General features: G+C 27.7%; 23 protein-coding genes and 1 tRNA gene. 4 read left to right on the forward strand and 20 right to left on the reverse strand.

Annotated features, from left to right (window positions below):
• The first annotated feature begins 74 nt into the window (after positions 1–74).
• Positions 75–911, forward strand: a complete 837-nt coding sequence (locus KGF41_RS01375) for a ComEC/Rec2 family competence protein (protein ID WP_227839984.1) — start codon at positions 75–77, stop codon at positions 909–911.
• 126 nt (positions 912–1,037) lie between these two features.
• Here the strand turns inward: KGF41_RS01375 and KGF41_RS01380 are convergent, their stop codons facing one another.
• From KGF41_RS01380 to KGF41_RS01400, 5 genes are all read right to left on the reverse strand, one after another.
• A complete protein-coding gene (locus KGF41_RS01380; RefSeq protein ID WP_227828190.1) occupies positions 1,038–1,745 on the reverse strand; it encodes a ThiF family adenylyltransferase in 708 nt (235 codons plus the stop codon).
• Between the two features lie 156 nt (positions 1,746–1,901).
• Positions 1,902–1,998, reverse strand: a tRNA-Sec gene (locus KGF41_RS01385).
• 256 nt (positions 1,999–2,254) lie between these two features.
• Positions 2,255–3,094 carry a G5 domain-containing protein gene (locus tag KGF41_RS01390; RefSeq protein WP_227828189.1) on the reverse strand — a complete coding sequence of 280 codons (840 nt, stop codon included), beginning with the start codon at positions 3,092–3,094 and terminating at the stop codon, positions 2,255–2,257.
• A 241-nt stretch (positions 3,095–3,335) separates the two neighbouring features.
• Positions 3,336–4,010 (reverse strand): uracil-DNA glycosylase, encoded by a 675-nt coding sequence (locus KGF41_RS01395; protein ID WP_227828188.1) that lies wholly within the window; start codon positions 4,008–4,010, stop codon positions 3,336–3,338.
• A gap of 40 nt (positions 4,011–4,050) precedes the next feature.
• On the reverse strand, positions 4,051–4,422 hold the full coding sequence (locus tag KGF41_RS01400; protein ID WP_227828187.1) for a NusG domain II-containing protein: 372 nt from the start codon (positions 4,420–4,422) through the stop codon (positions 4,051–4,053).
• Positions 4,423–4,488: 66 nt separating this feature from the next.
• Here KGF41_RS01400 and KGF41_RS01405 point away from each other — a divergent pair, with 66 nt between their 5' ends.
• A complete protein-coding gene (locus KGF41_RS01405) occupies positions 4,489–5,544 on the forward strand; it encodes an FAD:protein FMN transferase (protein ID WP_227828186.1) in 1,056 nt (351 codons plus the stop codon).
• 173 nt (positions 5,545–5,717) lie between these two features.
• On the opposite strand, the gene KGF41_RS01410 is transcribed toward KGF41_RS01405, so the two are convergent.
• The 9 genes from KGF41_RS01410 to KGF41_RS01450 form a co-directional block, all read right to left on the reverse strand.
• A complete protein-coding gene (locus KGF41_RS01410) occupies positions 5,718–6,152 on the reverse strand; it encodes a tellurium resistance protein TerC (RefSeq protein WP_227828185.1) in 435 nt (144 codons plus the stop codon).
• A gap of 3 nt (positions 6,153–6,155) precedes the next feature.
• Complete coding sequence (locus tag KGF41_RS01415) at positions 6,156–6,353, reverse strand: helix-turn-helix transcriptional regulator (RefSeq protein WP_227828184.1); 198 nt, start codon at positions 6,351–6,353, stop codon at positions 6,156–6,158.
• Between the two features lie 251 nt (positions 6,354–6,604).
• Positions 6,605–7,783: an aminotransferase class I/II-fold pyridoxal phosphate-dependent enzyme gene (locus tag KGF41_RS01420; protein WP_227828183.1), complete on the reverse strand. Its 1,179-nt coding sequence runs from the start codon at positions 7,781–7,783 to the stop codon at positions 6,605–6,607.
• Positions 7,784–7,839: 56 nt separating this feature from the next.
• Positions 7,840–8,904, reverse strand: coding sequence for an aminopeptidase P family protein (locus tag KGF41_RS01425; protein WP_227828182.1), 1,065 nt, complete (start codon positions 8,902–8,904; stop codon positions 7,840–7,842).
• Positions 8,905–9,008: 104 nt separating this feature from the next.
• Positions 9,009–10,271: a PTS fructose transporter subunit IIC gene (locus KGF41_RS01430; RefSeq protein WP_227828181.1), complete on the reverse strand. Its 1,263-nt coding sequence runs from the start codon at positions 10,269–10,271 to the stop codon at positions 9,009–9,011.
• A gap of 24 nt (positions 10,272–10,295) precedes the next feature.
• Positions 10,296–10,613, reverse strand: a complete 318-nt coding sequence (locus tag KGF41_RS01435; protein WP_227432546.1) for a PTS fructose transporter subunit IIB — start codon at positions 10,611–10,613, stop codon at positions 10,296–10,298.
• Positions 10,614–10,668: 55 nt separating this feature from the next.
• Positions 10,669–11,124 (reverse strand): PTS sugar transporter subunit IIA, encoded by a 456-nt coding sequence (locus KGF41_RS01440; protein ID WP_227828180.1) that lies wholly within the window; start codon positions 11,122–11,124, stop codon positions 10,669–10,671.
• Positions 11,125–11,138: 14 nt separating this feature from the next.
• Positions 11,139–13,028, reverse strand: coding sequence for a BglG family transcription antiterminator (locus tag KGF41_RS01445; protein ID WP_227828179.1), 1,890 nt, complete (start codon positions 13,026–13,028; stop codon positions 11,139–11,141).
• A gap of 87 nt (positions 13,029–13,115) precedes the next feature.
• A complete protein-coding gene (locus tag KGF41_RS01450; protein ID WP_227856283.1) occupies positions 13,116–14,477 on the reverse strand; it encodes a Sapep family Mn(2+)-dependent dipeptidase in 1,362 nt (453 codons plus the stop codon).
• A 172-nt stretch (positions 14,478–14,649) separates the two neighbouring features.
• Here KGF41_RS01450 and manA point away from each other — a divergent pair, with 172 nt between their 5' ends.
• The gene (manA, locus tag KGF41_RS01455; RefSeq protein ID WP_227828177.1) at positions 14,650–15,594 is read left to right on the forward strand and encodes a mannose-6-phosphate isomerase, class I; all 945 of its coding nucleotides are present in this window, start codon (positions 14,650–14,652) and stop codon (positions 15,592–15,594) included.
• Positions 15,595–15,725: 131 nt separating this feature from the next.
• Here the strand turns inward: manA and KGF41_RS01460 are convergent, their stop codons facing one another.
• The 5 genes from KGF41_RS01460 to KGF41_RS01480 form a co-directional block, all read right to left on the reverse strand.
• Positions 15,726–18,464 carry an ATP-binding protein gene (locus KGF41_RS01460; RefSeq protein ID WP_227839964.1) on the reverse strand — a complete coding sequence of 913 codons (2,739 nt, stop codon included), beginning with the start codon at positions 18,462–18,464 and terminating at the stop codon, positions 15,726–15,728.
• A 105-nt stretch (positions 18,465–18,569) separates the two neighbouring features.
• On the reverse strand, positions 18,570–20,453 hold the full coding sequence (gene selB, locus KGF41_RS01465) for a selenocysteine-specific translation elongation factor (RefSeq protein ID WP_227828175.1): 1,884 nt from the start codon (positions 20,451–20,453) through the stop codon (positions 18,570–18,572).
• A gap of 74 nt (positions 20,454–20,527) precedes the next feature.
• The gene (gene selA / locus KGF41_RS01470) at positions 20,528–21,907 is read right to left on the reverse strand and encodes an L-seryl-tRNA(Sec) selenium transferase (protein WP_227828258.1); all 1,380 of its coding nucleotides are present in this window, start codon (positions 21,905–21,907) and stop codon (positions 20,528–20,530) included.
• 54 nt (positions 21,908–21,961) lie between these two features.
• Complete coding sequence (selD, locus tag KGF41_RS01475; RefSeq protein WP_227828257.1) at positions 21,962–22,978, reverse strand: selenide, water dikinase SelD; 1,017 nt, start codon at positions 22,976–22,978, stop codon at positions 21,962–21,964.
• A gap of 132 nt (positions 22,979–23,110) precedes the next feature.
• Positions 23,111–23,815: a DUF655 domain-containing protein gene (locus KGF41_RS01480; protein WP_227828174.1), complete on the reverse strand. Its 705-nt coding sequence runs from the start codon at positions 23,813–23,815 to the stop codon at positions 23,111–23,113.
• 79 nt (positions 23,816–23,894) lie between these two features.
• On the opposite strand from KGF41_RS01480, the gene KGF41_RS01485 reads away from it, so the two are divergent.
• A complete protein-coding gene (locus KGF41_RS01485; RefSeq protein WP_227828173.1) occupies positions 23,895–25,184 on the forward strand; it encodes a D-alanyl-D-alanine carboxypeptidase family protein in 1,290 nt (429 codons plus the stop codon).
• Positions 25,185–25,490: 306 nt separating this feature from the next.
• Here the strand turns inward: KGF41_RS01485 and panC are convergent, their stop codons facing one another.
• Positions 25,491–26,339 (reverse strand): pantoate--beta-alanine ligase, encoded by an 849-nt coding sequence (gene panC / locus KGF41_RS01490; RefSeq protein WP_227828172.1) that lies wholly within the window; start codon positions 26,337–26,339, stop codon positions 25,491–25,493.
• Positions 26,340–26,347: the final 8 nt, after the last annotated feature.

Genomic DNA, 26,347 nt, shown 5'->3' on the forward strand with positions numbered 1-26,347 from the left:
AGGATAGTTCCCATATATCTTATATTACCCATCATAAAATTATATAAACATGTAATGACTGGAGTGATTTTTTATTGAGAAATAAAATTTTTTTATTAACACTTATTATAATATCACTTTTAAGTGGTTGTGACAAAAAATCTCTACTATCTATACATATGATAGATGTTGGACAAGGTGATAGTCTTTTAGTACAAACACCTACAAAGAAAAATATATTAATTGATGGAGGTGATGAAGATAGTGGAAATATAGTTACTAGTTACTTGAAACAAAAAAGAATAAAAACCATCGATATAATAATAGCCACACACCCAGATTCCGACCATATAGGTAGTCTTGATAATGTCATAAAAAAATTTAATGTAAACTCCATCTATATGCCTGAACAATCAACAGAAAGTGAAGCTTATCAAAACCTAATAAGTTCTTGTAATGATAAAAACCTATCTATTCAGTATCTATACAGAGATGATGTTTTAAATATTGATAACAATATAAATATATATGTATTAAGTCCTTCATATATACAAGAAGAATCTAATTTAAATTCAATAGTTTTTAAATTAAACTTTAATGACACCTCATTTTTATTTATGGGCGATGCTGAAGAACCAATTGAAAAAGAAATTTTACATTATTTTAAATTAGATAATATCAATTTTATAAAAATAGGTCATCATGGAAGCAATTCATCAACTACTTCAGAATTTATTGAAAAAATTCATCCAGATATAGCCGCAATATCATGTGGATATAAAAATCAATACGGTCATCCTCATAAGGAAGTTATCAATAATTTAAAACAAAACAATATATCAATTTATAGGACAGATAAAATAGGTGATATTGTTTTTTATAGTGATGGTAAAATGATATTTACAAAACACAAATATAAAATAGACACTTAACATAAGAAATAAAACTGTAACTACATAACAGAACTAGGCTAAAAGTATCAACATAAAATGGTTTTATATTGATGCTTTTAGCCTTTAAAATGTGTCTATAAAATTTATAAATAAAACATTTAACATTTATTCCCCTAATAATTCATTAACTATTACAGATGCAATTACTAGTCCTCCAACAGATGGCACAAATGATACACTACCTGGTGTTACCTTTTTCCCATTCATAACTTTCTTTTTAAGTTCTATTGGTTGTTCAGTTGAATATACCACCTTTAATTTTTTAATTCCTCTATCTCTAAGCTCTTTTCTCATGACTTTAGCTAGAGGACAAGTGCTTGTTTTGTGTATATCAGTAACAACTATTTTAGTTGGGTCTAATTTATTTCCCATCCCCATAGAGCTTATTATTTTTAAACCTTTTTTTTCACATGTTTCAATTAAATGTATCTTTGAGCTTACCATATCTATTGCATCCACAACATAATCATATTTTTCAATTAATATTTCACTGCTAGTATCTTTATTATAAAGATTTCTTATTTTTTTTATATTAATATTAGGATTTATATCTAAAATCCTTTCTTCCATAACATCAACTTTATATTTTCCCACAGTTGAATGTAATGCTGGTATTTGTCTATTTATATTTGTTATATCTACATCATCAAAATCGACAATAGTGAGATTACCCACTCCAGCTCTTGCTAAAGCTTCAACAGTAAAACTACCTACTCCTCCAACTCCAAATACTATTACATTTGAATTTTTAAGTTTTTCTATCCCATCATCTCCAACTAGAAAACTAGTCCTCGTTGTAAAGTTATTTTCCATTTTTCCACTCTCCTACACTTTTATATACATAATATTAGTATTAGAAAATTTACATTATATAATACTAAATATTATATATCACTAAAAGTAAATTATCTCAAAATAATTTTTAAATTTAAAAAGGTATCTTTTAATATTAAAAGATACCCTTTATACTGGCGGGAATGCGTGGGAATCGAACCCACCTAAGAGGCTCTTAACCCCTCATACTAGTTTTGAAGACTAGAGGGCACACCGGCACCCATCCACTCCCATAACGAAACGTTTCTCAACGAAATCTATAATATCATATATTTTGACTCTTTGCAACAATTTTTATAGATTAATTTGATAGTAAATCATATTTTAAATAGTTTTTATCTATAGCAATTAATATTTATATATCTTCTTATTATATTTATAATTATATTTATAAACTTAAAAACTGGAAAGCATATTTTAATTATCTATAAAGAATTTTCCTCTATTTAATCAAAATATAATTTCCAGTATAAATACAAATTATTTAATTATTTTAATATACGTATATCTATAGTTTTTCTTCCCCAGTTATAAACTGTCTTTGAATCATTCATAAATATATCAATTTTATTTCCTTTTATTGCACCACCACAGTCTTCAGCAGTAAATACCATATCAAATTGAGGTATATATACTTTCGTTCCATATGGTATAACCTTAGGGTCTACAGCTATTGTTCCCCACTTAGGCTTTGTTCCTGTTGCAGTTATACTATGACCAGAATATGCAGTTGCTACAACTCTCATACTTCTACCATTGTTACTACTACTGCTACTTGAAGAAGATGAAGCCATCCTTCTTGAACTTTCTCCCCTTGATGAAGCTACTTGCATTTCTACTTTTGTTCCTTTATTTACAACTTTATTAACTGGCTCAGATGTAACAACTTTTTTCACAAATTCCTTTTCTACTTTCTTACCATTGTGATAAGTTTCTTTATATACTAATTCACTTTTACCAGATTTTCCTTCTTCTTTAACTTTAGAATCTCCTTTTGACAAAGAGTTATCTTCAACAACTGTAACTTCAAATGGAATGTCTTTAGTCTCTACAACTGTTTTTTCCTTAACATCAATTACTTCTATTTTATCTCCATTAGATAACTTTGAATTTACATCCAAACTAACTATATCATTTCCATCATAGCTAATGTTTTGAGCTTCCAAAAGGTCTCCTACATTAGATCTAAATGTAGATACAGTTCTCTCTTCTCCTTTTACTACCAATGTTACTTGTTTATTAAGTGCAGAGTATCCTGATAAAATTCCAACTGATAAAACAACCGCCATTGCCGAGACTTTAACATTACTCAATTTCTTTAAATTCATATAAAATTTCCTCCCTCAAATTTTTTACACTATATATTTTGCTTCGTAATATTCTGCTTCGTAAATTTCTTTTTTGTTTTTTGTGTAACTAAATTGTAACTATTTTTTCAAGAGTTGTCAACTTGACAAAAAAATAGAAATATGCATATATAGTATTTCCAACTATTAAAGCATATTTCTATTAGTTACAACAATGTCATTGTTTATTGTTGTTTTGTTATCGTTTTGTTACCTTTTATCTTTATATATTTTCTATCTGCCAATTGATAGGTTCTTTTCCTAGCTTTTCGAGAATTTCATTTATCTTAGAGAAGTGATTACATCCAAAAAAACCTTTACTTGCTGATAATGGACTTGGATGAGGTGCTTCCAAAATATAATGCTTACTTGTATCAATCAATTCTACTTTTTTACGTGCATTACTTCCCCACAATACAAAAATTACTGGGTCTTCACGGTCACTTAAAATAGAAATTACTCTATCTGTGAAAATTTCCCACCCTTTATTTTTATGAGAATTAGCTTCATGTGCTCTAACAGTAAGTGCTGTATTTAAAAGTAAAACACCTTGGTCTGCCCAAGGCATTAAGTATCCATTATTAGGTATAAAGCATCCTAAATCTTCTTTTAACTCTTTGTACATATTTAATAGAGATGGTGGAGTTTTTACTTGTGGTTGAACTGAAAAAGCTAAACCATGAGCTTGATTATCTCCATGGTAGGGGTCTTGTCCTAGTATTAAAACTTTTGTATCTTTATATGAAGTGTGTTTTAAAGCTTCATATATGTTATGCATATTAGGAAAAATTTGACGTGTCTTATATTCATCTATAAGGAATTTTCTTAAATTCAAATAATATTCTTTTTCAAATTCTTCTTTTAATAATTCATTCCAATCGTTTCCTAAATTAACCATAGTTATCACCAATTCCTTTCAGCTATTTTTATTTATTGTTTTATTTAGAAATTATGTCCTCTTGATTGTCATTTTTTTCATTAGTATTTATTTTTATGCTCACTCTGTTAGGTATACAAACTATACTTTGACTTGGTTTGTTTATAAAACCTGTATGTACACACACCTTATCAGGACATGAAGCATCTATTATCTCTACACCTTTGTCGTGAATTTTAACTATATTGTACCCTCCTCTATTTTCTATTTTAAATTCTTCTTTGGCATTTATTGAAACAGTCTTATACAATTTATTATCTACATAAATTTCAATACTTCCAGCATTTTTAGAATTTATAACAGTTATTATTCCATAACATGCTGTAATAACAATCAAAACACCTAAAATAAGAAGAATGTCTTTTTTCTTCATTTTTTGTCCTCCTATGAAATTATGCTATAATAAGATAATAACACAATTTCATAGGAGGAATATACCATGAATAAGAAAAAAATCACATTTATTTTTGTGATATTGATTTTAGCATTAATTTTATTTTCATTTTTTAGGAGTTCAAGTCAAAATACTAAATATAGTAAGACAAGCTATTACCTTGGTACAGTAAATGAAGTTACTATATTTAATACAAAAGAATCAAAAAGTGATAAAATTTTAAATGAATGTGATTCAATTTTAAGATATATTGATAACAAGATGAGTACTCATATACCAGGAAGCGATGTTTCTAAAATAAATGATAATGCTGGTAAAGATTTTGTCAAAGTTTCTGATGATACATTTTTTGTTGTACAAGAGGCTATAGAATACTCTAAGTTGTCAAATGGATACTTTGATATAACAATTGGTCCACTATCCAATCTATGGGCAATTGGAACAGACAAGGCTAAAGTCCCAAATGACTCTGAGATAAACGAACTTCTTCCTCTCATTGATTACAAAAATATTATATTAGATGAAAAAAATAAATCTATAAAATTAGCTAAAGAAGATATGAAAATTGATTTAGGGGCAATAGCTAAAGGATATGCTGCTGATAAAATCGTAGGCTATTTGAAATTAGAAGGTGTAAAAAAAGCTTTAGTAAACTTGGGAGGTAATATATTTACTCTAGAAGATAGCAAAAATAACAAACCTTTTAAAATTGGTATTCAAGACCCAACTAGCAAAAATGGAGAATCTATAGGAAATATAGAAACTACCAATAAATCTGTTGTTACATCTGGAATTTATGAGAGATTTATAGAAAAAGATGGCAAAATATATCACCATATGTTAAATCCATTTACAGGGTATCCTTTTGAGAACAACTTAAGTAGTGTTACAATAATATCTGATAAATCTATTAATTGTGATGCTTTATCCACTTCTACATTTGGACTTGGACTTGAAAAAGGCATGGATTTAATTAATAGTATTGATAATGTAGATGCTATATTTATAACCAAAGATAAAAAAGTATATTTAACTAATGGCATACAAAATAATTTTAAACTTACAGACAAGGCTTTTTCTATTGAAAAGTTCAATAAATAGTGAGTTTAAATAATGTCAATGTCTATATACATACAAAATACATAAGAACTTAAATAGTTATCATACAACTAATGAAAATTTAAGTTTTATATAAAATATGGTATATACTAAGTAATCTAAAACAAATTGTACTTATGTATATACCATATTTATAGTTTAATTTATATAAAACACTACCCATTATTCTTTAACTTTCGATAATAAATAACACCTACAACATACAAAACAATCCATAAAACAGATAGATATATAATGATTACCAATGAGTTGTATATATCTAAGGCATGTAGTACAGAGAAAACAAAAGCAGATATAGGAATTATTATCATACACACAATATAAGCATATCTTCCTGCTTTATCTCTATACATAACATTCCTTTCATCATGAAGATTGATGTCTTCTGCTTCAAGCTTTTCTTTGTATTCCTCTTTATGCTTATTCCAGTAAAAATATCGATAAATTGCAGAAATTCCACCAAATCCAAATCCTCCTGCTAATCCAGCAAACAAAGAACCTAACTTATTACCAGTCATTAAACAAAGAAACAAGAAAGTAACACCTAAAACTACAAATACAATTCCTATTCTTAAATTTCTCTTTTCCATGAACTATATCTCCTTCCATAAAAATATTTCTTCAATCGACATTTCAAAAAAATCAGATATTTGAAATGCAAGTTCTAAAGATGGATTATATTTTCCATTTTCAATAGAACTAATCGTCTGCCTTGAAACCTTAAGAATTTTTGCAAAGTCCTCTTGATTAAGACCTTTTTTCTTTCTTAAATCTTCTACACGGTTTTTCAAAAATATTTCCTCCTTTTTGTAAAGTTTCCTTTACATATATAATATAGCACTTGCTTTTATTTTTGTAAAGGAAACTTTACAAAACATATATAAAAATAGACATTTCATCAGAAATGCCTATCATTAAATATATTTACTTTTACAATTGAATTACATCTTGTTGTCTATAAACCTTATTTTTTGATGTTTTTTAGTATATCCCTACAACAACCTACATTTTTATATTTTCAATAAATAATACAACTAACTTTTTATAGTGACTTTACAAACAAATCCATTCTATTTAAAGCTTCAATTACGTTTTCTTTTTGAGTTCCTAAATTTATTCTAACATAGTTCTCACCATCTTTTACAAAATGACTTCCATCTTCTAACAATACTCCCGTATCTATAGCCAACTTATCTGTAAACTCACTTGCACTTATACCTAATCCACTTATATCCATCCAAGCTAAGTAAGATGATTCCATCTTCATCAATTTTATCTTACTATATTTATTTACCCAAGTTTCTAAAAGTTCATAATTTGATTTTATATATTTATTTACACCACTTAACCACTCTCTACACTCATCATAAGCTGTTATTAATCCTATTATTCCAAACACATTTGGAGAAGTTATAGAATTTTGTTTTAATTTATTTCTAAAAATATCTCTTATATCCTTATTTATGACTATTGAATAAGAAGTCTTTAATCCTCCAAGATTAAAACCTTTATTTGGTGATGTCAATAGGATAATATTTTCTAAAAGTTCCCTTTCAAGCTTAAGAATAGAATTAAATTCTCCATAATGAATATGCTCTGCATGTACTTCATCTGCAACTAAAATAACATTATTTTCTTTACATATAATTGCTACTTTCGTCATTTCTTCAATTGACCAAATTCTTCCTGATGGATTATGTGGTGTACAAAACATCATTAGCTTAGGTTTATTTTCTTTAATTTGAGATTCTAATCTATCAAAATTTATATAATATCTATCATTTATCACATCTAATGTATTACAAACTACATTTACACCCTGCTTTTTAGCTGATGATTCAAATGGGTCATAAACTGGTGTATTTAATATTATACTATCTCCTTTTTTACAAAAAGCTTGTACTACATAGTGAAGTGTTGACACAGTTCCATAAGTCAATGTAATCCATTCTCTTTCTACATTTACTTTATGCATATCTTTTTGCCATCCAATAACTGAATCATAGAATTCATCATAACAGTATGTATATCCAAATACACCTCTTTTTACAGCTTCAATAAATTTATTTTCTATTTCTGTTGGTATTTTAAAATCCATATCAGCAATCCACATTGGCACAAAATCTTCTTTAATATCTCCAAATTTATCTTTTATAATGTTCAAATCCCACTTTCTACACTTTTCACTTACTCTATTTGGTCTATCATCAAAATTATACATTTAAATTTACCTCGTCTTTTCTTATTATTATAAAAATACTTAGCTACAATTTATTTTTAATTTACAACTATTAAATCTTTGGTAGATGTAGTCAATCTCATACAGCCATCTTGAGTTATAAGTACATCATCTTCAATTCTTACTCCTCCAAGTTCTGGTACATATATACCAGGCTCTATAGTTACAACCATACCTTCTTTTAATACTTCATTTGATTCTGGAGCTAATGCTGGATACTCATGAACCATAATACCTACACCATGACCTAGATTGTGTCCAAAATTATCACCATATCCATATGAACTAATTATATCTCTTGCAACCTTATCTATTTCACCAGTAGTCATACCTGACTTTAAAACCTTTATACACTCTTCATTAGCTTTCTTTACTATATTATATATTTTTTCCAGCTCCTTATTTGTAGTTCCCATACAAATAGTTCTAGTAATGTCTGAACAATAATTATTGTACTTTGCTCCAAAATCGAATGTAACAAAATCTCCATACTCTATAATTTTTTCACTTGCTTTTCCATGAGGTAAGGCTCCTCTCAAACCAGATGCAACTATAGTATCAAATGACTCTTTTTGTCCACCTAATTCTTTTATAAATCGTACAATTTCATTTTCTACTTGCATTTCACTCATACCAACTTTTATAAAGTCAATTATATGATAAAATGTAGCATCTACTATTTCACAAGCTTTTTTTATATATTTTATTTCATCTTCATCTTTCTCTTTTCTTAGAGTAGATAAATCAACTGATTTTAAAGTTACATTTAATTTGTTACTCATACTTTTATATGAGTCAAAAGATACTTCACTTCCTTCAAAGCCAATTTCTTTTATATTTTGATTTCTACAAATATCATTAATTATGTCAAAATACCTTCTATTTTTATCCATTAATATAACATCAAATAAATCTGATTTTCTTTTAACTTCTTCAAAGTATCTAAAATCTACTATTATATATTGTTTATCTTTTGTTATAAAAACATAGCCTGATGAACTAAATAAATTTCCAATATAAAACTTATTGGTAGAACTATTAATAAGAATTCCATCTATATTATACTCTTTAAGATACTTTCTTATTTTTTCTATTTTATTCATAATTTTATCTTCACCACCCTTAATTAGTCATATAGGTAAGGCTGGTAATATTGATTGAAACAATATTACCAGCCAAGGTTATTCTAGATAGTAAAATTTATAAATTAATCAATATAATCTACAACAAGTTTACCATCTTTTATTAATTTATTTCTGTAAAATACATTTCCTACAGCTATGAATATAGCACCAACTGCTATACCTATTATATATCCAAATAAGTTATCTACTAGAGGCCATGCCCATATAGCTGATTCTGGGAACCACTGAATTGCCCCTAAAATTATACCTGTAATAGCTCCTATTATACTTCCTACTATATTTAAAGGTATAACAAAACCTGGTCTCTCAAGTGCAAATGGTATTGCTCCCTCTGATATACCCATAAATGATAGGAATATAGAAGTTTTTCCTGCTTGATAGAATTGTCTATCATATACTCTTCTTCCTACTAATCTTTTATCTAATAAAGTTGTAAGTCCTAATCCAATTGGAGGAACAACTATAGCTATTGTTCTTGCTGTTATTGGTAATACATTTTCTGTAGTCAAACCAAGTGCAACGAATCCTGCTGCTTTATTTATTGGTCCACCTAAGTCAAATGCTGTAGCTGCTGCTAAAGCTGTTGCATATACATACTCTCCTGCTGCTCCTGCTGCTGTTAAGAAGTTTTTCATACTTTCATTAATTAATCCACCAAATGGAGTTATTATAAATATCATCAATACCATACAAGTTAATGATGCTATTAGTGGTATTAAAAATGTTGTTTTGAAAGCTAACCAGTTATGAGAAACTTTTATAGATTTATTTAACCATTTTACAAAATATCCTATTATAAATGCGATTAATATTGCACCTAAGAATCCTGATGCAACTGGTACAACTTCTGTCCATTGTCCATCTACGAATTGTGGTACCCCTACAGGTTTATTAGCTACATATCCTCCTATAAATCCTGCGATTAAGGCTGTTTTTCCACCTATAGAATTTGCACAGAATGCTGCAAATAGTGGTATTGCAAATCCAAACAGAGTAAATCCGAAGTTTGACATTAATTGTGCCATGTTTAAAAGACTAAGCTTAAATCCTGTAAATTCACCTGAGTTCATAGCATCAACTATACCTACAGATGGGTCAAGTCCTAATATTGCATATGGTATTAATTGAGATAAAGCTCCTATAAGTCCACCCATTACTAAGACTGGTATCATATACGATATACCTGTCATTATATGTTTACTAACTTCTTTCCACTTTCCATTTCCCTTTGATTGAGTTGGATTAGATGAAGTAGTTTTTCCTGCGTTATTGCCTCCTGTTGTAGAAGCACCTGAACTGTTTATAACTTTTTTCTTGATTGCCATTCTATTTCCTCCACAGTAAATTTATTATATTCCTAAATCCTCTTCTATTTCCTTTATAACACCTTCTGCATTCTTTATAGCTTCTTGTAATTCAACCTCATAAACTTCACAACCATCAAATCTTTCCATACCTTCTGGTGTTATTGCTACTGCATGTATTATCATAGTTGCTCCTAATATGTCTTCTCTTGTTAATTCATTTTGCACACCATCTGCACCTTGAGTTTCAACTTTTGCTTCATAACCTAATGCCTTTGCAGCTTGCTCTATTGCTTCTGCTGCCATAAAAGTGTGAGCTAGTCCCATTGGACAAGCACATAATGCTACTAATTTTTTATTCATTTTAAATTCCTCCTATTTACTTTAATTATTTTTTTATTTTAACCTTAGTATTTATCTATAAACCTAAAGCTTCATTTATTAAATTAGCGATTTCTTCCACATTATCACTCTTTAAAAGAGAATCTTTAAAATCTTTATTTATTAATTTTCTTGAAAGAGATGATAATAATTTAAGGTGTATGTTTTCTTTACTTTTTCCTGGCATAAGCAAACTTATTGCCAATTTGACATTGTCCTCACCTTCGTTCCAAACAACATCATCATTAAACTTTAGTACCACTACTGCTGGATTTTCAATTGCATCATTTTTAGTATGAGGTATTGCTATAGATTCTCCTAGATTTGTAGTAAATTGCTCTTCTCTAGCTATTAAACCTTCATATACTAGATTTTCATCTTCTGTTAAATTTAATTCTTTAGCTTTCTTTGCTATAAATTTTAAAACCTCAACCTTAGACTTAGCCTCAGTATTTAAAAATACATATTCTTTGTTAAATATGTTTGTTCCCATTGTTAATTTCCTCCTTAATTACCTATTAGTGCCATTAATTTATCAAAGTCACATATTTTAATAATTCCTCTTACACCACCCTCATCTTTTATAAAATTGTAAAGGTATTTAAATATTGAAAAATTATGTTTTTCTTTAGTATTAAAAAATACCATAAATACTAGTTGAACTTCTTGTTTATCCCAAATTATTGGATTTTCAAGTATTCCAACTCCGATTATAGATTTTTTATCTCCCTTCACTATTGTGTGAGGTATAGCTACTAGATTTCCTATTTCAGTTGATGAAATATTTTCTCTTTCTATTATGCTTTTTATTGAACTTTCTTCTATAAAGTCTCTTTCTTTTAACTTGTTTGAAAGCGAAAGTATAACTTCTTCTTTTGTATTTGCTTTTATACTGAAAAAAGCTCTTTCATCAAACATATTACTTATTATTTTTCTTCTTTCTTCCTTTTCATAAAAGGCTTTGTTTACGTTTTCAATTACGCTATCATCAAAAATATTTTCTATATATAGTACTGGCTTTTCATATCCTTTTAATTCAACCGTCGATACTACCAAATCAACATCTTGACTTATTGCCATATCAAGATATCTAAATGGATAAACACCTACAACATTTAAATCACTTATATTTTGCTTTAATTTTTCAGAAAGAAGCTGACCTGTACCTATACCATAGTGACAAACTATACAAATTTTCTTACTTGTATTTTTTTTCATTCTTTCATTTGAAGCAGCAAAATGAATAGCTATATATCCAAGTTCATCCTCATCTAATTTTAAATTAAATTCAGTTTCTATCTTATTTGATAAAAACACAGCTAAGTTAAAAGCTATTGGAAATTTCTCTTTTATTTGATGAAGTAGTGGATTATTAGATTTTATATTAGCTTTTGCTCTATTTAAAAACCTCTTTATATGGTCAGATATCGCTATCATAAACTCTTCATCTTTTGTATAATCACTTCCTGAGATAAGTAGTATATCTTGAAGAGCACTACTTATAACACAACTTATTCTTTCTTCAATTTCACTTGCATTTTTTATTCCCTGTGCACCTCTATATGCTATTACACCAGAATAATTTGAAATATAAATTACTTCATCTTCAATAAGTTTAAATCCAACCTTATCAGATATTTCTTTCATAAGCTTTTCTATAAAACTGTAATTATGAAATCTATATCCTGTATCTATTAAATTTATATTTTTACTATGACCTCTCTTACTTCTAAACACAGAAACTATTATTTTTGAAAGTAAAAGATTAAAATCTTTATCTGAAATTATTGTTTCTTTTTCTCTTAAATGCTTTTCTAAAATACTTTCTATGGAATTTATATCGTTTTCACTGATATCATCCAAAAATACTTTGATTTTACTCTTCTCATCCAACTTTATTGCATAATCAGTAATCAACTGTCTTATATTAATTTCTTCACCATATATATAGCTTCCATAATAAGGTTTAGATTTTATAACTAAGTCATACTTTTCAAGTTTTCTTTTAAGCTTACTAGACAATTTATTTATGGCTGCTATACTTAGATTTAATTCTTCTGCCATTACTTCTATACTCATATAATTTCTGTTAATCAGCATACATATTATATTTGATATCCTTGCTTCTTCAGAATCATCCAAGAAACCATTTATATATTTATTTGCTTCTTTAACAGCCTTTGCTATGTTAGTTTTAGAGCCACTTAACTTATATCCTATGCCTCTTGAAGAATCGATTTCTAAATCATACTTACTCAAAATACCATTTAAATCTGCTATATATCTTTTAATAGTTTTAGTAGATACATCTAATTTAATAGCTAGTTCATTTGATGTCATATATCCATCTTTATTGCTTAAACTTTTTACTATTACTGCATGTTTCTTAGTTATCATTGTATCACCTTCTCTTTGATTTCAATTATATATCAAATAAAATTTTAGTTGTATATATAATATGTCTATATAAGGGACATTTTGTATTTATATATTATTACATAATGTAACTATTGCCTCCGCATAGATACCTATTGCAGTTATAAATCTATCTAAGCTAGCAAATTCATTTGCACTATGAACATTTCCAAAACTACCATCAGGAAATTCACACCCAAATATTACTGAGTTCTTCATTTCAGCTGCATAGCTTCCTGCACTGGTTACTCTAACAACACTTTTTGAGTCTCCAGAATACTTTACATATATCTCATGTAAACTCTCTACAAGTTTTGAATTCTCATCTATATAATTTGCTTGCTTTAAATTTTCCCCAATAAACTCAAATTTATTAATATTATTTCTTTTTATATACAAATCAAATTTTTCTATTATCTCTTCAACTGTCAATACTTCAGGATATCTAACACTTAAAATTACTTCAAGCTTTCCATCTTTTATATTTATTATTGTCGGAACCATTGATAGAATTCCACATTTCCCTTCAACATTTAAGCCAAACAGTTTTCCATCTATATTATCTTTATTTATTAGCTTATACAAGTCTTTTGCCCAATCCTCATCAAGATTTTCTGCTAAAACTTTAATTGTATCTAATATGGGGTTTATTGCTTTTTCAGGTTTAGATGAGTGTCCACCTTTCCCATTCACAATATACTTACCATCATTAAAACTTATTGAAACATTATTAAAATCAGAATTTATATAGTCATTACTTAAAGTTTTAATATTTTTTATATACACTTTATCTGGAATTGTATTAAACTCTATTCCACCACTTAAATCTAGATATTTATCATCTATATCCAGCATTAGCTTTATTATTGCTCCACCCTTTTCTCCATTTAGTACAGGAAATTTAGCATCTGGGGTAAATCCATATACACCATGTGGTTCTTTGCTATAATAGTGCTTTATGCACTTAAATCCACTTTCTTCATTTCCTCCAGCAATTAATCTAACTTTTCTCTTTAAATCTATATTTAGACTTTTTATCATTTTTAATGCCAAAAAATTTGCTATCATAGGACCCTTATTATCTGAAACACCTCTAGCAACTAATTTATCACCTATAATATCTAGCTTAAATGGCTCACTATCCCATCCTTCTCCTGGATTTACAACATCACAATGTCCAAATATATCTATATAATCTTTACCATCTCCATATTCAATATAAACAGCATGATTATCTATATTTTTAACAGTGAAATTGTTTTCTCTACCTAAATTTTCAAACCAGTTTAATGCATCATATACACCTTTTCCAAAAGGCATATCTTTAGATACAGTATTTTTATCATAAAAGGAAGGTATACTTACCCATTCCTCCAACAATTTCAAGAATTCTTTTTTATATTTTTGATTTTCTTCTTTAAATCTCTCCATGATTATCACTCCAATTTAAACCTTTATATTATATATCATAGTTTATCTTGTTTCATAACTCCTTATACTTTATGTCATTTCAAGGGACAAAACTTTTTTACTATTGATTTTATAATCTATTTATATATAATTATTTGTAGGATAAATTTAATATCATAGGAGGAACAATATTATGGAACCATTATTTTTAAAACCTATTTTTATGGATAGAATATGGGGTGGCACTGCACTTAGAGATAAATTTAACTATGAGATAAAATCACCAACAACAGGTGAATGTTGGGCTATAAGTTCTCATAAAAATGGAGATTGTCTGATAGAGAATGGAGAATATAAAGATAAAAAGCTATCTGAATTATGGGAGAAAAATAGAGAATTGTTTGGTAATACACCTGGAGATAAATTCCCTTTACTTACAAAAATACTAGATGCCAATGACAATTTATCGGTTCAAGTTCATCCAAATGATGAATATGCTCAAAAAAATGAAAATGGAGAATTAGGTAAAACAGAGTGTTGGTATGTAATAGACTGTTCTGAGGATGCAGAAATTATAATAGGTCACAATGCAAAATCTCGTGAAGAATTTATAGAAATGATAAATAATAATGAGTGGGACAAACTGCTTAGAAAAGTTAATATAAAAAAAGGTGACTTTTTCTATGTTCCAAGCGGAACTATACATGCTATATGTAAAGGAACATTAATTTTAGAAACTCAACAAAATTCAGATACCACTTATAGAGTTTATGATTATGATAGAACCGATAACTTAGGAAATAAACGTGAACTTCATGTTCAAAAATCAATAGAAGTTACAAATGTTCCTCATACAAATTTTGATACTGATTATAAAACTGTATCAACACCAAGCTTTAAATGTACAACATTTGTATCAAATGAATTTTTTAGTGTTTATAAATTAGACATTTTTGGAAAATGTAATTTTACTCACAACACACCTTTTTCTTTGTACAGTGTACTGGATGGAGCTGGTAAATTGATACACAATTCTATAGAATATGATTTAAAAAAAGGTATGCATTTTATATTACCAAATAGCTTTGGAGATTTTGGATTTGAAGGTAATTTAGAAATTATATGCTCCCACATATAGATACAAAATACATTTAACTTTAACAAAAGCTAGACTAACATAAAAAATCATTTTTATGATAGTCTAGCTTTTCTTTTATAGTATACTATACTAAATATAGGATATTTTATTTTTACAATTATAATAAATTTTTAATAATATATATCAGAAAATTCTATTTTTATTTTTTCTTGAAGATTATATATTCTCTTATCTTCTGTATAGTACTCATTACTAAAACTTTTCATTGGCAGTGAAATTAAGAATTCTGTACCCTTATTAACTTCACTTATTACTTCTATATCTCCACCATGAAGACTTACTAGGTTCTTAACTATAGCAAGTCCTATTCCACTTCCTTCAGTGTTTCTAGATAAAGTCTTGTCAACTTGTGAAAACTCTTCAAAAATCAACTCCAATTTATCTTGAGGTATACCAACGCCAGTATCTTTAACACTTATGATTACTTTATCTATTTTATAATAAATGTTTACGTATATCCATCCTCCATTATCAGTAAATTTAATACAGTTTGATAATAGATTTAGCATAATTCTCTCAATTTCAGCCTTGTCTACATAAACATTGATTTCTTCAAGCTCTGTATCAAATAGAATTCTTATATCTTTTCTACTTGCATACTCTTCTATATTCATAAACAAATCTTCTATTACAGATACAATATTGTATTTTGCAAGTTTAAGTGTATAAAACCCAGACTCCATCTTTGTCAAATCTATAATATTATTTATCAATCTTTGAAGTCTATAGGAACTTTGTCTAACTAAATCAACATGAGATTTAATATTATTATTATAGTCTTTTATTTTTTCGCTTCTATAAAAAGAATCTACCAATTGATTTGAACTTGATATAACATTTAATGGTGTTTTTAACTCATGAGACATATTTGCGAAAAACTCAGTTTTTATTTTATCTGTTTTAAATCTTTCAAGCAACTCTTTTTCAGCTTGTTCAGAGTATTTTTTATGTGCTAAATCTTTTATAATAAGCATTATATATCTAGTGTTATATATCGCAAAAGGTAATGCACTTAATTCTACTTCTACTATATCATCATAATTATTTATTAATTCATATTCTAGTAGAAGTATACTTTTATTTTCATTTAAAACTTTAGTCATATTTTCAGTAAATTTTATTTTTTCTTCAGTATTTGCATTCATTAATATCTTAATATTAGAATCTTTTACATCATCTATACTTGTAAAAGATAGCATATCTAAAAATGACTTATTTGCATAATTTACACTTAAGTCTTCTCTTAACAAGCATATACCATCAGGTAGTATATCTATAAATCTTGAATAAGATGATTGACTTTCTTCAAGTTTTATTTGTGATATCTTTCGAGAAGTTGTATCACGTATTACAATAATAGTTTTATAAGTTCCTTCATTATTATAATGAGAAAAACTCATCTCTACATATTTTACTTCACCCTCTATTACATACCTTTTTTCTATACTTTCTTCACTTTTACATATTGATGAAAAATCGATATTTTCTAACGTCTCTTTAAATATTTGTCTACATGCATTATTTACATATATTTTATTACTACCTTCAAGTACTACTATACCATCTCCAACACTTTCTAAAAAGTCTTCACTTCTCTTATTTGCTTCAATAAATTTTCGTTCATATTCCTTTTTCTTAGTTTTATCCTTTAATACACATAAGACTCCTTCTATTTGTGTAGCTATGATTAAAGGAGCAAATATAGCTTGGTAAACCTTATTATCACTTGTATCAATAAATTTTTCTATATTTTTTTTATTGATAAATACATAATTAATGCTTTCTATTAAGTCATTAAAATTTTTAACTTTATTACTTAATTTACCTTGTTCTTTATAATCTCCAAAAATATTTCTAAAACTTTTATTTGCATATGTAATTTCTCCATCCTTACTAAACACAACTATACTATTTACAGCAACATCTAAAGTAGACTGTAATCGTAATTCTCTTTTTATAAGTATTTCTTTAAGTTCTTCTATTTTTTCTGTTTCATATATTAATTTTTTGTTTTTTTCTTTCAAACTTTCCGTTTTTATTGTTAATTCTTCATTTGTATCATGTAATTCCAATGCTGTTTTCTTAATATTCTTAGATACTATATAATTATATAAATAGTATAATGATACATTTATTATTATTTGTGATAACATACCTTCTATATGCCTATTACCAATTACTATATGTAGTAAATTTGGAACTCTTGATAAGATTGTTATTATTATTATTCTATTAAAAAACTTTTTTTCACTATATTCCCATTTATTTACGTTTGAACTTGAGTTTAGTTCAATTCCACTCATAATAGAGGCAATTATCATAAATATAGATGTAACAACCCCTAAGGTATAGTGTAATGTCCCTCTGTCTAAAGAGTTACAAATTCCAGATATTATGAATAAAGATGATGTTGTCAAAACTACAGCTACTACAAATAAAATTATGCTCGAATGAATTTGTTTATTATCTTTAACAAATTTAAAACTTAAATACACACCTAGTATAGGAAATAAATCTGTTATTGCTGATATTGTAATGTTAGTTCCAATTATAACTTCTTCTCTAGCACCTAAACAATTAAATAAATATATACACTCCAATACTCCAGTTGCTGCAAATACTAACCCCAAAAATGTAGAAAATGAATCTACCTTAAATTTTGTAGTATTAAATATAATCATCCCTGTAGCTATTAAGAATGTAGCATATACAGCATGCAGTAAAATTTCATATTTATTTGTATCTTTTATAATAAATAACAAAAGCACTGAGCCCATTATTATAAATAAAAGGCTCATGTCTTCTCTTTCTTTTATATCTGGTTTCACAGCAGGTATTATATTCTTCAATACTTTACACTTCCTCTTAATTAATATTTTATACTAATTAATTTATACGATACTCGACATTATAATTCCTTCTTTATACCTCAAAGCAAAAACAGACATTTTCCGCTAAAACAAAATTCTTTTGTTTTCTATTCTCTTAGTTATTTTATTTCTATCAAAGTTTTCTAATATAATCATACAATTTTTTCTACTAGAATCTATCAAATCTCTGTATTCTCCTAGTGTTATTTCCTTATTTTCTTTTATATAATTTATTAAAGTATTCTTTGCATCTTCATAAATATCTTTATCCATTATATACAAATCATCCAATTTCTCTACTTTGTTACCTATCATTGACTCTAATACTTCAGCATAGTTATGATTTCCTTCAGAAACTTCATCTATTGTCAATATTGAAGAAACTCCACATGATTTTAGCCTTTTTTCTATTTTTTTTGCTATTTCTCTTTGTTTGTCATTTAAGATAACTTCAAAATCAAATAATGATATTATATTATTTTCTATTTTTATAATATTTTCTGTAGATAATTTTTCTAGTAAAATATCCATTTCTCTAGTCTTAAAATTACTTTCTACCTTGGACCTTACTTCTTCTTTTAACATACCTTTTCTCAATCTATACTTCTTATGGTACTCACTTAAAAGATTTATCGTGCTTTCCTTCAGTTTATTATATTGATTTATATGCATGTACATGTTTCCAATAGGCAATACTTTATTTTCTGATATAAGTATCTCAATAGCTCTTTTTACATGTTCTTCATGAGCACCACTATAGCTCATTATTGCTTTTATATTTGGATAATTTTTTAGGTTTCTCTTTAAGTATTCTTCTATTATATCTTTAAGTTCACCTTTTTCTTTTATTTTTAATGCCTCTATAGCTTTTTCATCAAATCTCTTATGCTTTTTAGGAGATGGGTCAATTATCACACCTCCACCTATAGTTTCCATTGGAGAATAGCGTCTGACAACAAAAGTATCACCCTTCTTAGATACTATACTTTCTTCAAGTCTTAGCTGAACATATCCATTCTCTCCATTTTCAATTAAATCTTTATCTAGTGGAACTGCTCTACAAAGTATTTCTCTAGTACCATGATACAATCTCAATCTATCCCAATGTCTTATCCCTTTTTCTAAATGATTTACTAATGATAATTTTACATCTAACATCATTGATTCTTCTAATGAATTTGGAGCCGCCAAGACATCTCCTCTTTTTATATCATCTACCTTTACATTTGATATGTTGATTGCTGTCCTTTGTCCTGCATAAGCTGTATCTTTATTTTCCCCATGAACTTGTATACTTCTTATCTTTGTTTTTAATACTTGTGGATATATAACCAAATCATCCTCTATACTTATCTTTCCTTCTATTAAGGTACCTGTTATTACAGTACCAAATCCCTTTATAGAAAATACTCTATCTATATTAAGTCTTGCTGGAGAATTTTCGTTTTTATCTTCTATTGCCTCACTCATCTTATCTATTTTTTCAATAAGAGTATTTATTCCTTTTTTAGATACAGAATCAACTTCAATTATTTCTGCACTTTCAAGAAAAGTACCTTTTATTTTTTCACAAATATCTTCTTTTACTAGTTCTCTAAATTCTTCGTCTACAGTATCAGATTTAGTCAAAACTACTATTCCATTTTTTATATTTAAAAAACTTAAAATATCTAAGTGTTCAACTGTCTGTGGCATAACGCCCTCATCTGCTGCTACAACAAGTAAAACTATATCAAGTCCTGATGCTCCAGCTAGCATGTTTTTTATAAATTTTTCATGTCCTGGTACATCTACGATACCAGCTCTTCTATTATTTGGTAAATCAAAATAAGTAAACCCTAGATTTATTGATATACCTCTCTTTTTTTCTTCGTCTAATGTATCAGTTTCTCTTCCAGTCAATGCTTTTATAAGAGTTGTTTTTCCATGGTCTATATGACCTGCTGTTCCAATTACTACGTTTTTCATTTTTTGCCCCCTATCAAAGCTTCAATGCTTCTAATTTTCAATTAAAATTAACAGTATTACTATCTTAAATTTAGTTAATTAAAGGCTTTTCTTAATTCCTCAACTACTACATCAAATTCATCATCAAATATAGTTCTTACATCTAAAACATATTTATTATCATATACTCTAGCTATTATATGAGCTTCACTGAGTCTTAATTTTTTTTCTAAAGACGAAACATTCATATGCTCAGGAGTTATTGTTATTACCTTTGTGGCTATCGTTTCAAGAGGCATAGACCCTCCTCCTACCTGAGAAAATCCATCTTCTATGTTTATTTTAGCATTTAAATTCAAGGTAGTTATTTTTTTAAATAATTTGTTTGCCTTTGCTTCTAATTCTTCAATGTTATATGTCAACATTTTTAAAGTAGGTATGTTTTCCACAGCTTTTGTTTCATCTAAGTACATTCTTAAAGTTGCTTCAAGGGCACATATTGTAAGCTTATCGACCCTAAGAGCTCTAGTAAGTTGATTTTTCTTCATTTTTTCTATATATTCTTTTTTCCCAACTATAATACCTGCTTGTGGTCCACCAAGCATTTTATCTCCACTAAAAGTAACTACATCCGCACCTTGTCTTATAGAATCTAATACAGTTGGTTCATAAGATAATCCATATTTTGATAAATCTATAAATACTCCACTTCCTAAGTCTTCTATTACAGGTAACTTATATTTTTTACCCAAATTAACTAGCTCTTCTATAGATACACTCTCTGTAAATCCCATAATTCTATAGTTACTTGTATGAACTTTCATCAATACATTAGTTTCTTCTGTAATAGCTTCTTTATAATCTTTTAAGTGTGTCTTATTAGTTGAACCTATTTCCACTAATTCTGCACCACTAAGAGCCATTATACTTGGAATTCGGAAAGAACCTCCTACTTCCACTAGCTCTCCACGTGATACAATTGCTTCTCCTCCTTTGGCCATTGTACTAAGTACAAGAAGCACTGCTGCTGCATTATTATTAACAACTAGTACATCTTCTGCACCAGTAAGTCTTTTTATTGTATTAGTTAAATGAGAATATCTTGAGCCTCTTTCTCCATTATCCAAATCATATTCTAAGTTTGAATATCTTGAAGCAGCACACCACAATTCATCTTTTATATCTTCACTAAGTAAAGACCTCCCCAAGTTTGTATGAATAACTGTACCAGTTGCATTTATAACTTTTTTTAATGATAATGAGTAATTTAATTTAACTCTCTCTATTGAAGATTCTATTATTTCATCAAATTCTATTGTTACAGAATTAGATGCATCTTCTTTTAATCTTAATATAAATTGTCTCTTAAAATCTATCACTTCTCTTACAGATTCTAAAACTAAACTTCTAGGATATTCCTCTATTATTTCTACTATTCTATTATCACTTAATACTTCATCAACTGAAGGTAACATTGCAAATAATTCTCTTTTGCTCAAAATAATCACTCTTTCTCTATATATAATATTTTATAAAACTGTAATATATTTTTCCCCTTTTTTCACTACAGAACCTATGATTTTTGCTTCTATTGCTCCATTTAACTTCATATCTCTTACAAGTTCTTCTGCTAGTTCTTCTTTTACAGAAATCAATAACCCTCCAGAAGTTTGTGGGTCATATAGAATATCTTGAACTGCTACTTTTACATCTCCTACAACTTCTACATCCTTTGATACATAATGCATGTTTTTATACATTCCAGCAGGTATGATTCCCATTTCTGCCATTTCTATAGCACCCTCGATAATTGGAACATGCTTTGAATCAATTTCAAGACTTACCTCAGAAGCTTTAGCCATTTCTAAGGCATGCCCAAGTAAACCAAATCCAGTGATATCTGTAACTGAATTTACATCAATTCTATCAAAACTCATTGCTGCATATTTATTTAAATGTATCATTATTTCTACTACTTTATCACATATATGTTGTTCTACCATACCTTCTTTCATGGCTGTATTTAATACACCCACACCGATTGGCTTTGTTATAACTAACTTGTCACCAGGCTTTGCAGTGGCATTTGATAAAACTTTATTTGGATTTACAATTCCAGAAACTGAAAGACCATATTTAGGTTCTTGGTCATCTACAGTATGACCTCCAACTAATAGGGCACCACTTTCTTTTACCTTATCAAATCCACCTTTTAATATTTCTGCAAGTACATCCATATCATGACATGATGGAAAACAAACAATATTCATTGCAACTAAAGGCTTTCCTCCCATAGCATATACATCTGATAGTGAATTTGATGCAGCAATTTGACCAAACACAAACGGGTCATCTACCATTGGTGTAAAGAAATCCAGTGTTTGAATAAGTGCCATATCATCATTTAATTTATACACAGCAGCATCATCTGCTGTATCTAATCCTACTAATAAATTTTCTATATTATCATTTTTAGGCAGTTGAGATAAAACTGATGCCAGAACCTCTGGCCCTATTTTAGCTGCTCATCCACCTGCTGTTGTCATCTCTGTAAGTTTTTTTTGTTCCTTCTTCATAAAAGTACCTCCTTTACTAAATTTCCACATATACACACATATACATACATATACATACATATTTATAATACCATATCTATAAGTGAGTTTTGTATTATATTTTTAGTCTGTACAAATTAAATCTTTTAGATTTTCGTATTTTTTATCTCCTATACCATTCACATTTTTTATATCTTCAATTGAAGCAAACTGTCCATTTTCTTCTCTATGTTGTAAAATTTTATTAGCTGTAGCCTCTCCAATTCCAGGTAAAGCATCCAGTTCTTCTAATGTCGCTGTATTTATATTTATTTTTGATTTATCAGATAGATTTTTACTATTTTTACTTTCAGATTCATTTTTAGGTTCTTTTTTTAGACTTAATTTATTAGAATCACTACTACTTGTAACAGATATTGTTTCTCCTATTTTAGGTATTATGTAATGTTGTTCATCTTCTAACTTTAGTGATAAATTAATTCCATTTAAATCAGCTTCTTTTGTTGTTCCACCTAATAATTCTACAGCATCATAAAGTCTCTTATCTGATTCTATAGTTACAATCCCTGGTCTATTTACTGCTCCACTTATGTATATAGTTATTTTATTAATTTGAATATTTTTATCTATTTTCCCCTCATCTTTATTATGCTGATTACCTTCATTTTTAACTATTTTGTCTACCTTATCTGTTTTTTCATTATGTGAATTATTTTTACTTACAACATAAATATCTTCTTTAAAGATATCTAGCCGATTAATGATTATTGCTGATAATGTTAAAAAACATATGATGGAAAACAAAATAATTTTTACCTTTTTTTTCATATATTAATCACTCCTTTATTTTAATTATTGACAAAAATATGCTATACTAAAAGATGAATTTAAATTTTGGAGGCTCACAATGAAAAGAAATTTATCACTTTTATTAATCTGTTTCTTGATATTTGCTTCATTTTTAGGAAGTTCTGATATATCTTTTGCAGATGATGAACCAGCTATAGTTGCCAAACATGCCGTTTTAATGGACTATGAAACTGGAAAAATATTATATAATAAATCTGGAGATTCTAAGCTTTATCCAGCTTCAACAACTAAGGCATGGACAGCTTGTTTAGTTTTGAAAAAGGTTAAGGATTTAAATCAAGTAATAGAAATTAAAAACCTACCTCAGATAGAGGGTTCTAGTATGTACCTGAAAGAAGGAGAAGCTTTCACTGTAAGACAATTATTAAACGCTCTTTTAATTCATTCTTCTAATGATGCTGCATTTGTATTAGCTAGATATGTTGGTGGAGGAGATGTACAAAAATTTGTTGACCTTATGAATTCTGAGGCAAAAAATATTGGAGCTACTGGCACTCATTTTAACAATCCTCATGGATTACCAGACCCAAATCATTACACTACAGCTCATGATATGGCTCTTATGGCTAGAGAAGCTATGAATAATGATGTTTTTAGACAAATTGTAAAAACTAAGTCACTTAAGTTTGATGCTACAAAAGCATACCCTTATGAAAGATATTTTGTAAATACTAATAAATTTTTAACATCACATGATAAGATTACATATAAAGGTCAATCTATAGATATAAAATACGACATAGTTGATGGCATAAAAACAGGATATACTGATGCTGCTGGTAAATGTCTTTTATCTAGTGCAGTAAAAGATGGAAGAAGAGTCATTGCTGCTGTATTTAATTCAACTAATTACGATTTATATTTAGATTCACGCATCTTAATTGATTATGGATTTGATAATTTTAAATGTGCTACTATTGTTGATAAAGAAAAATATACTGATACTAAAAAAGTATTATTTACAAAACAGCATGAATTAATTTATGAACCAAAACATAGTTATAAGATAACTTTAGGACAAAATGAATCTCAAGGTGACTACAATACTAAAACTGAACTAGATAAAATTGATTTGCCTGTAAAAAAAGGTACTAAGGTTGGTACTTTAAATATATATAATAGTGGTAAACTAGAAAAGAGTATAGATTTAGTTGCAAAAAACAATCTTGATAGTAGTCTTCCATTTATAACTGAAAATAAAACTTTGATGATTTTTATTAAAATTATTATAGCTATTTTAGTACTCTTAGTTATATTTATAATAGCTTCAAATATTAAAAAGAATAATAAAAAAAAGTCTAGAGGAAAAAGAAATATGAGAAAATAACAATTATTAATGATAAAACTTAAGTGTATTTCTTATTATAAAAATAGACGATATATTTATTTGATTTTTAAAGTTTTTAAATTGAAAATATAAATTCTAAAATAAAAAAATTTAATTAGAAATAGATTAGGGGTTCTTAAGAACCTCTTTTCTTTTTTTATACAAAAAAGGAGATACCCAAATTTTTATTTTGAGACATCCCCATATAATTACAACTAATCATAATCTTAAACGAATCTGATTTTTAAATTTTCCTTTTTATAAAATATCATTTTTTAAATCATCTATACTGTATAAAATAACAGCCTATATATCAAATTGAAATGTAAAGTTATCAATTAATCTAGTTTTTCCTATGAAAACAGCACTTGCTACAAGTACAGAATTTTCTATATGTTCAACAGGTTGTAATGTCTCACTATCTACAATTTCAACATAATCTATTTTTGTTGAATCTTCAGAATTTATTTTAGATGTTATTAATTCTTTTATTTTTTTTACATCTAGATTTCCTTTTGCCAGTTCTTTTTTTGCTAAGCTTAAACTTTCATTTAAAACTAAAGCAGTTTTTCTTTCTTCTTTTGAAAGATATGTATTTCTTGAGCTTTTTGCTAAACCATCATTTTCACGAACTATAGGGCAACCTATTATTTTTGTGTCTATATTCAAATCTTTAACCATCCTTTTAATTACTGCTAGTTGTTGAGCATCTTTCTCTCCAAAATAAGCTTTATCAGGAGTTACTATATTCAGAAGTTTTGAAACAACTAGACAGACACCACCAAAATGAACAGGTCTTTTAGAACCACAAAGAAAATCTGTAAGTCCAGACACATTTATGGTAGTACAATGGCCTTTCAAATACATTTCTTCTGATGATGGATTAAAGACTACTGATGCACCACTATCTATACAGTATTTAAAATCTTTTTCTATATCTCTCGGATAGCTGTTAAAATCTTCGTTTGGTCCAAACTGAGTTGGATTTACAAATACACTTACTACTACCTTATCATTTTCTTTTACAGCTTTTTTGATAAGGCTTTGATGTCCTTCATGTAAAAATCCCATAGTAGGAACAAGGCCTATAGAATAGCCAGCTTTTTTCCAATCTTTAACTATATTCCTTAGTGATTTTATTTCTTTTATAAGCATTTTGTACC

The organism is Clostridioides sp. ZZV14-6150 (assembly GCF_020657875.1).
GTDB lineage: Bacteria > Bacillota > Clostridia > Peptostreptococcales > Peptostreptococcaceae > Clostridioides.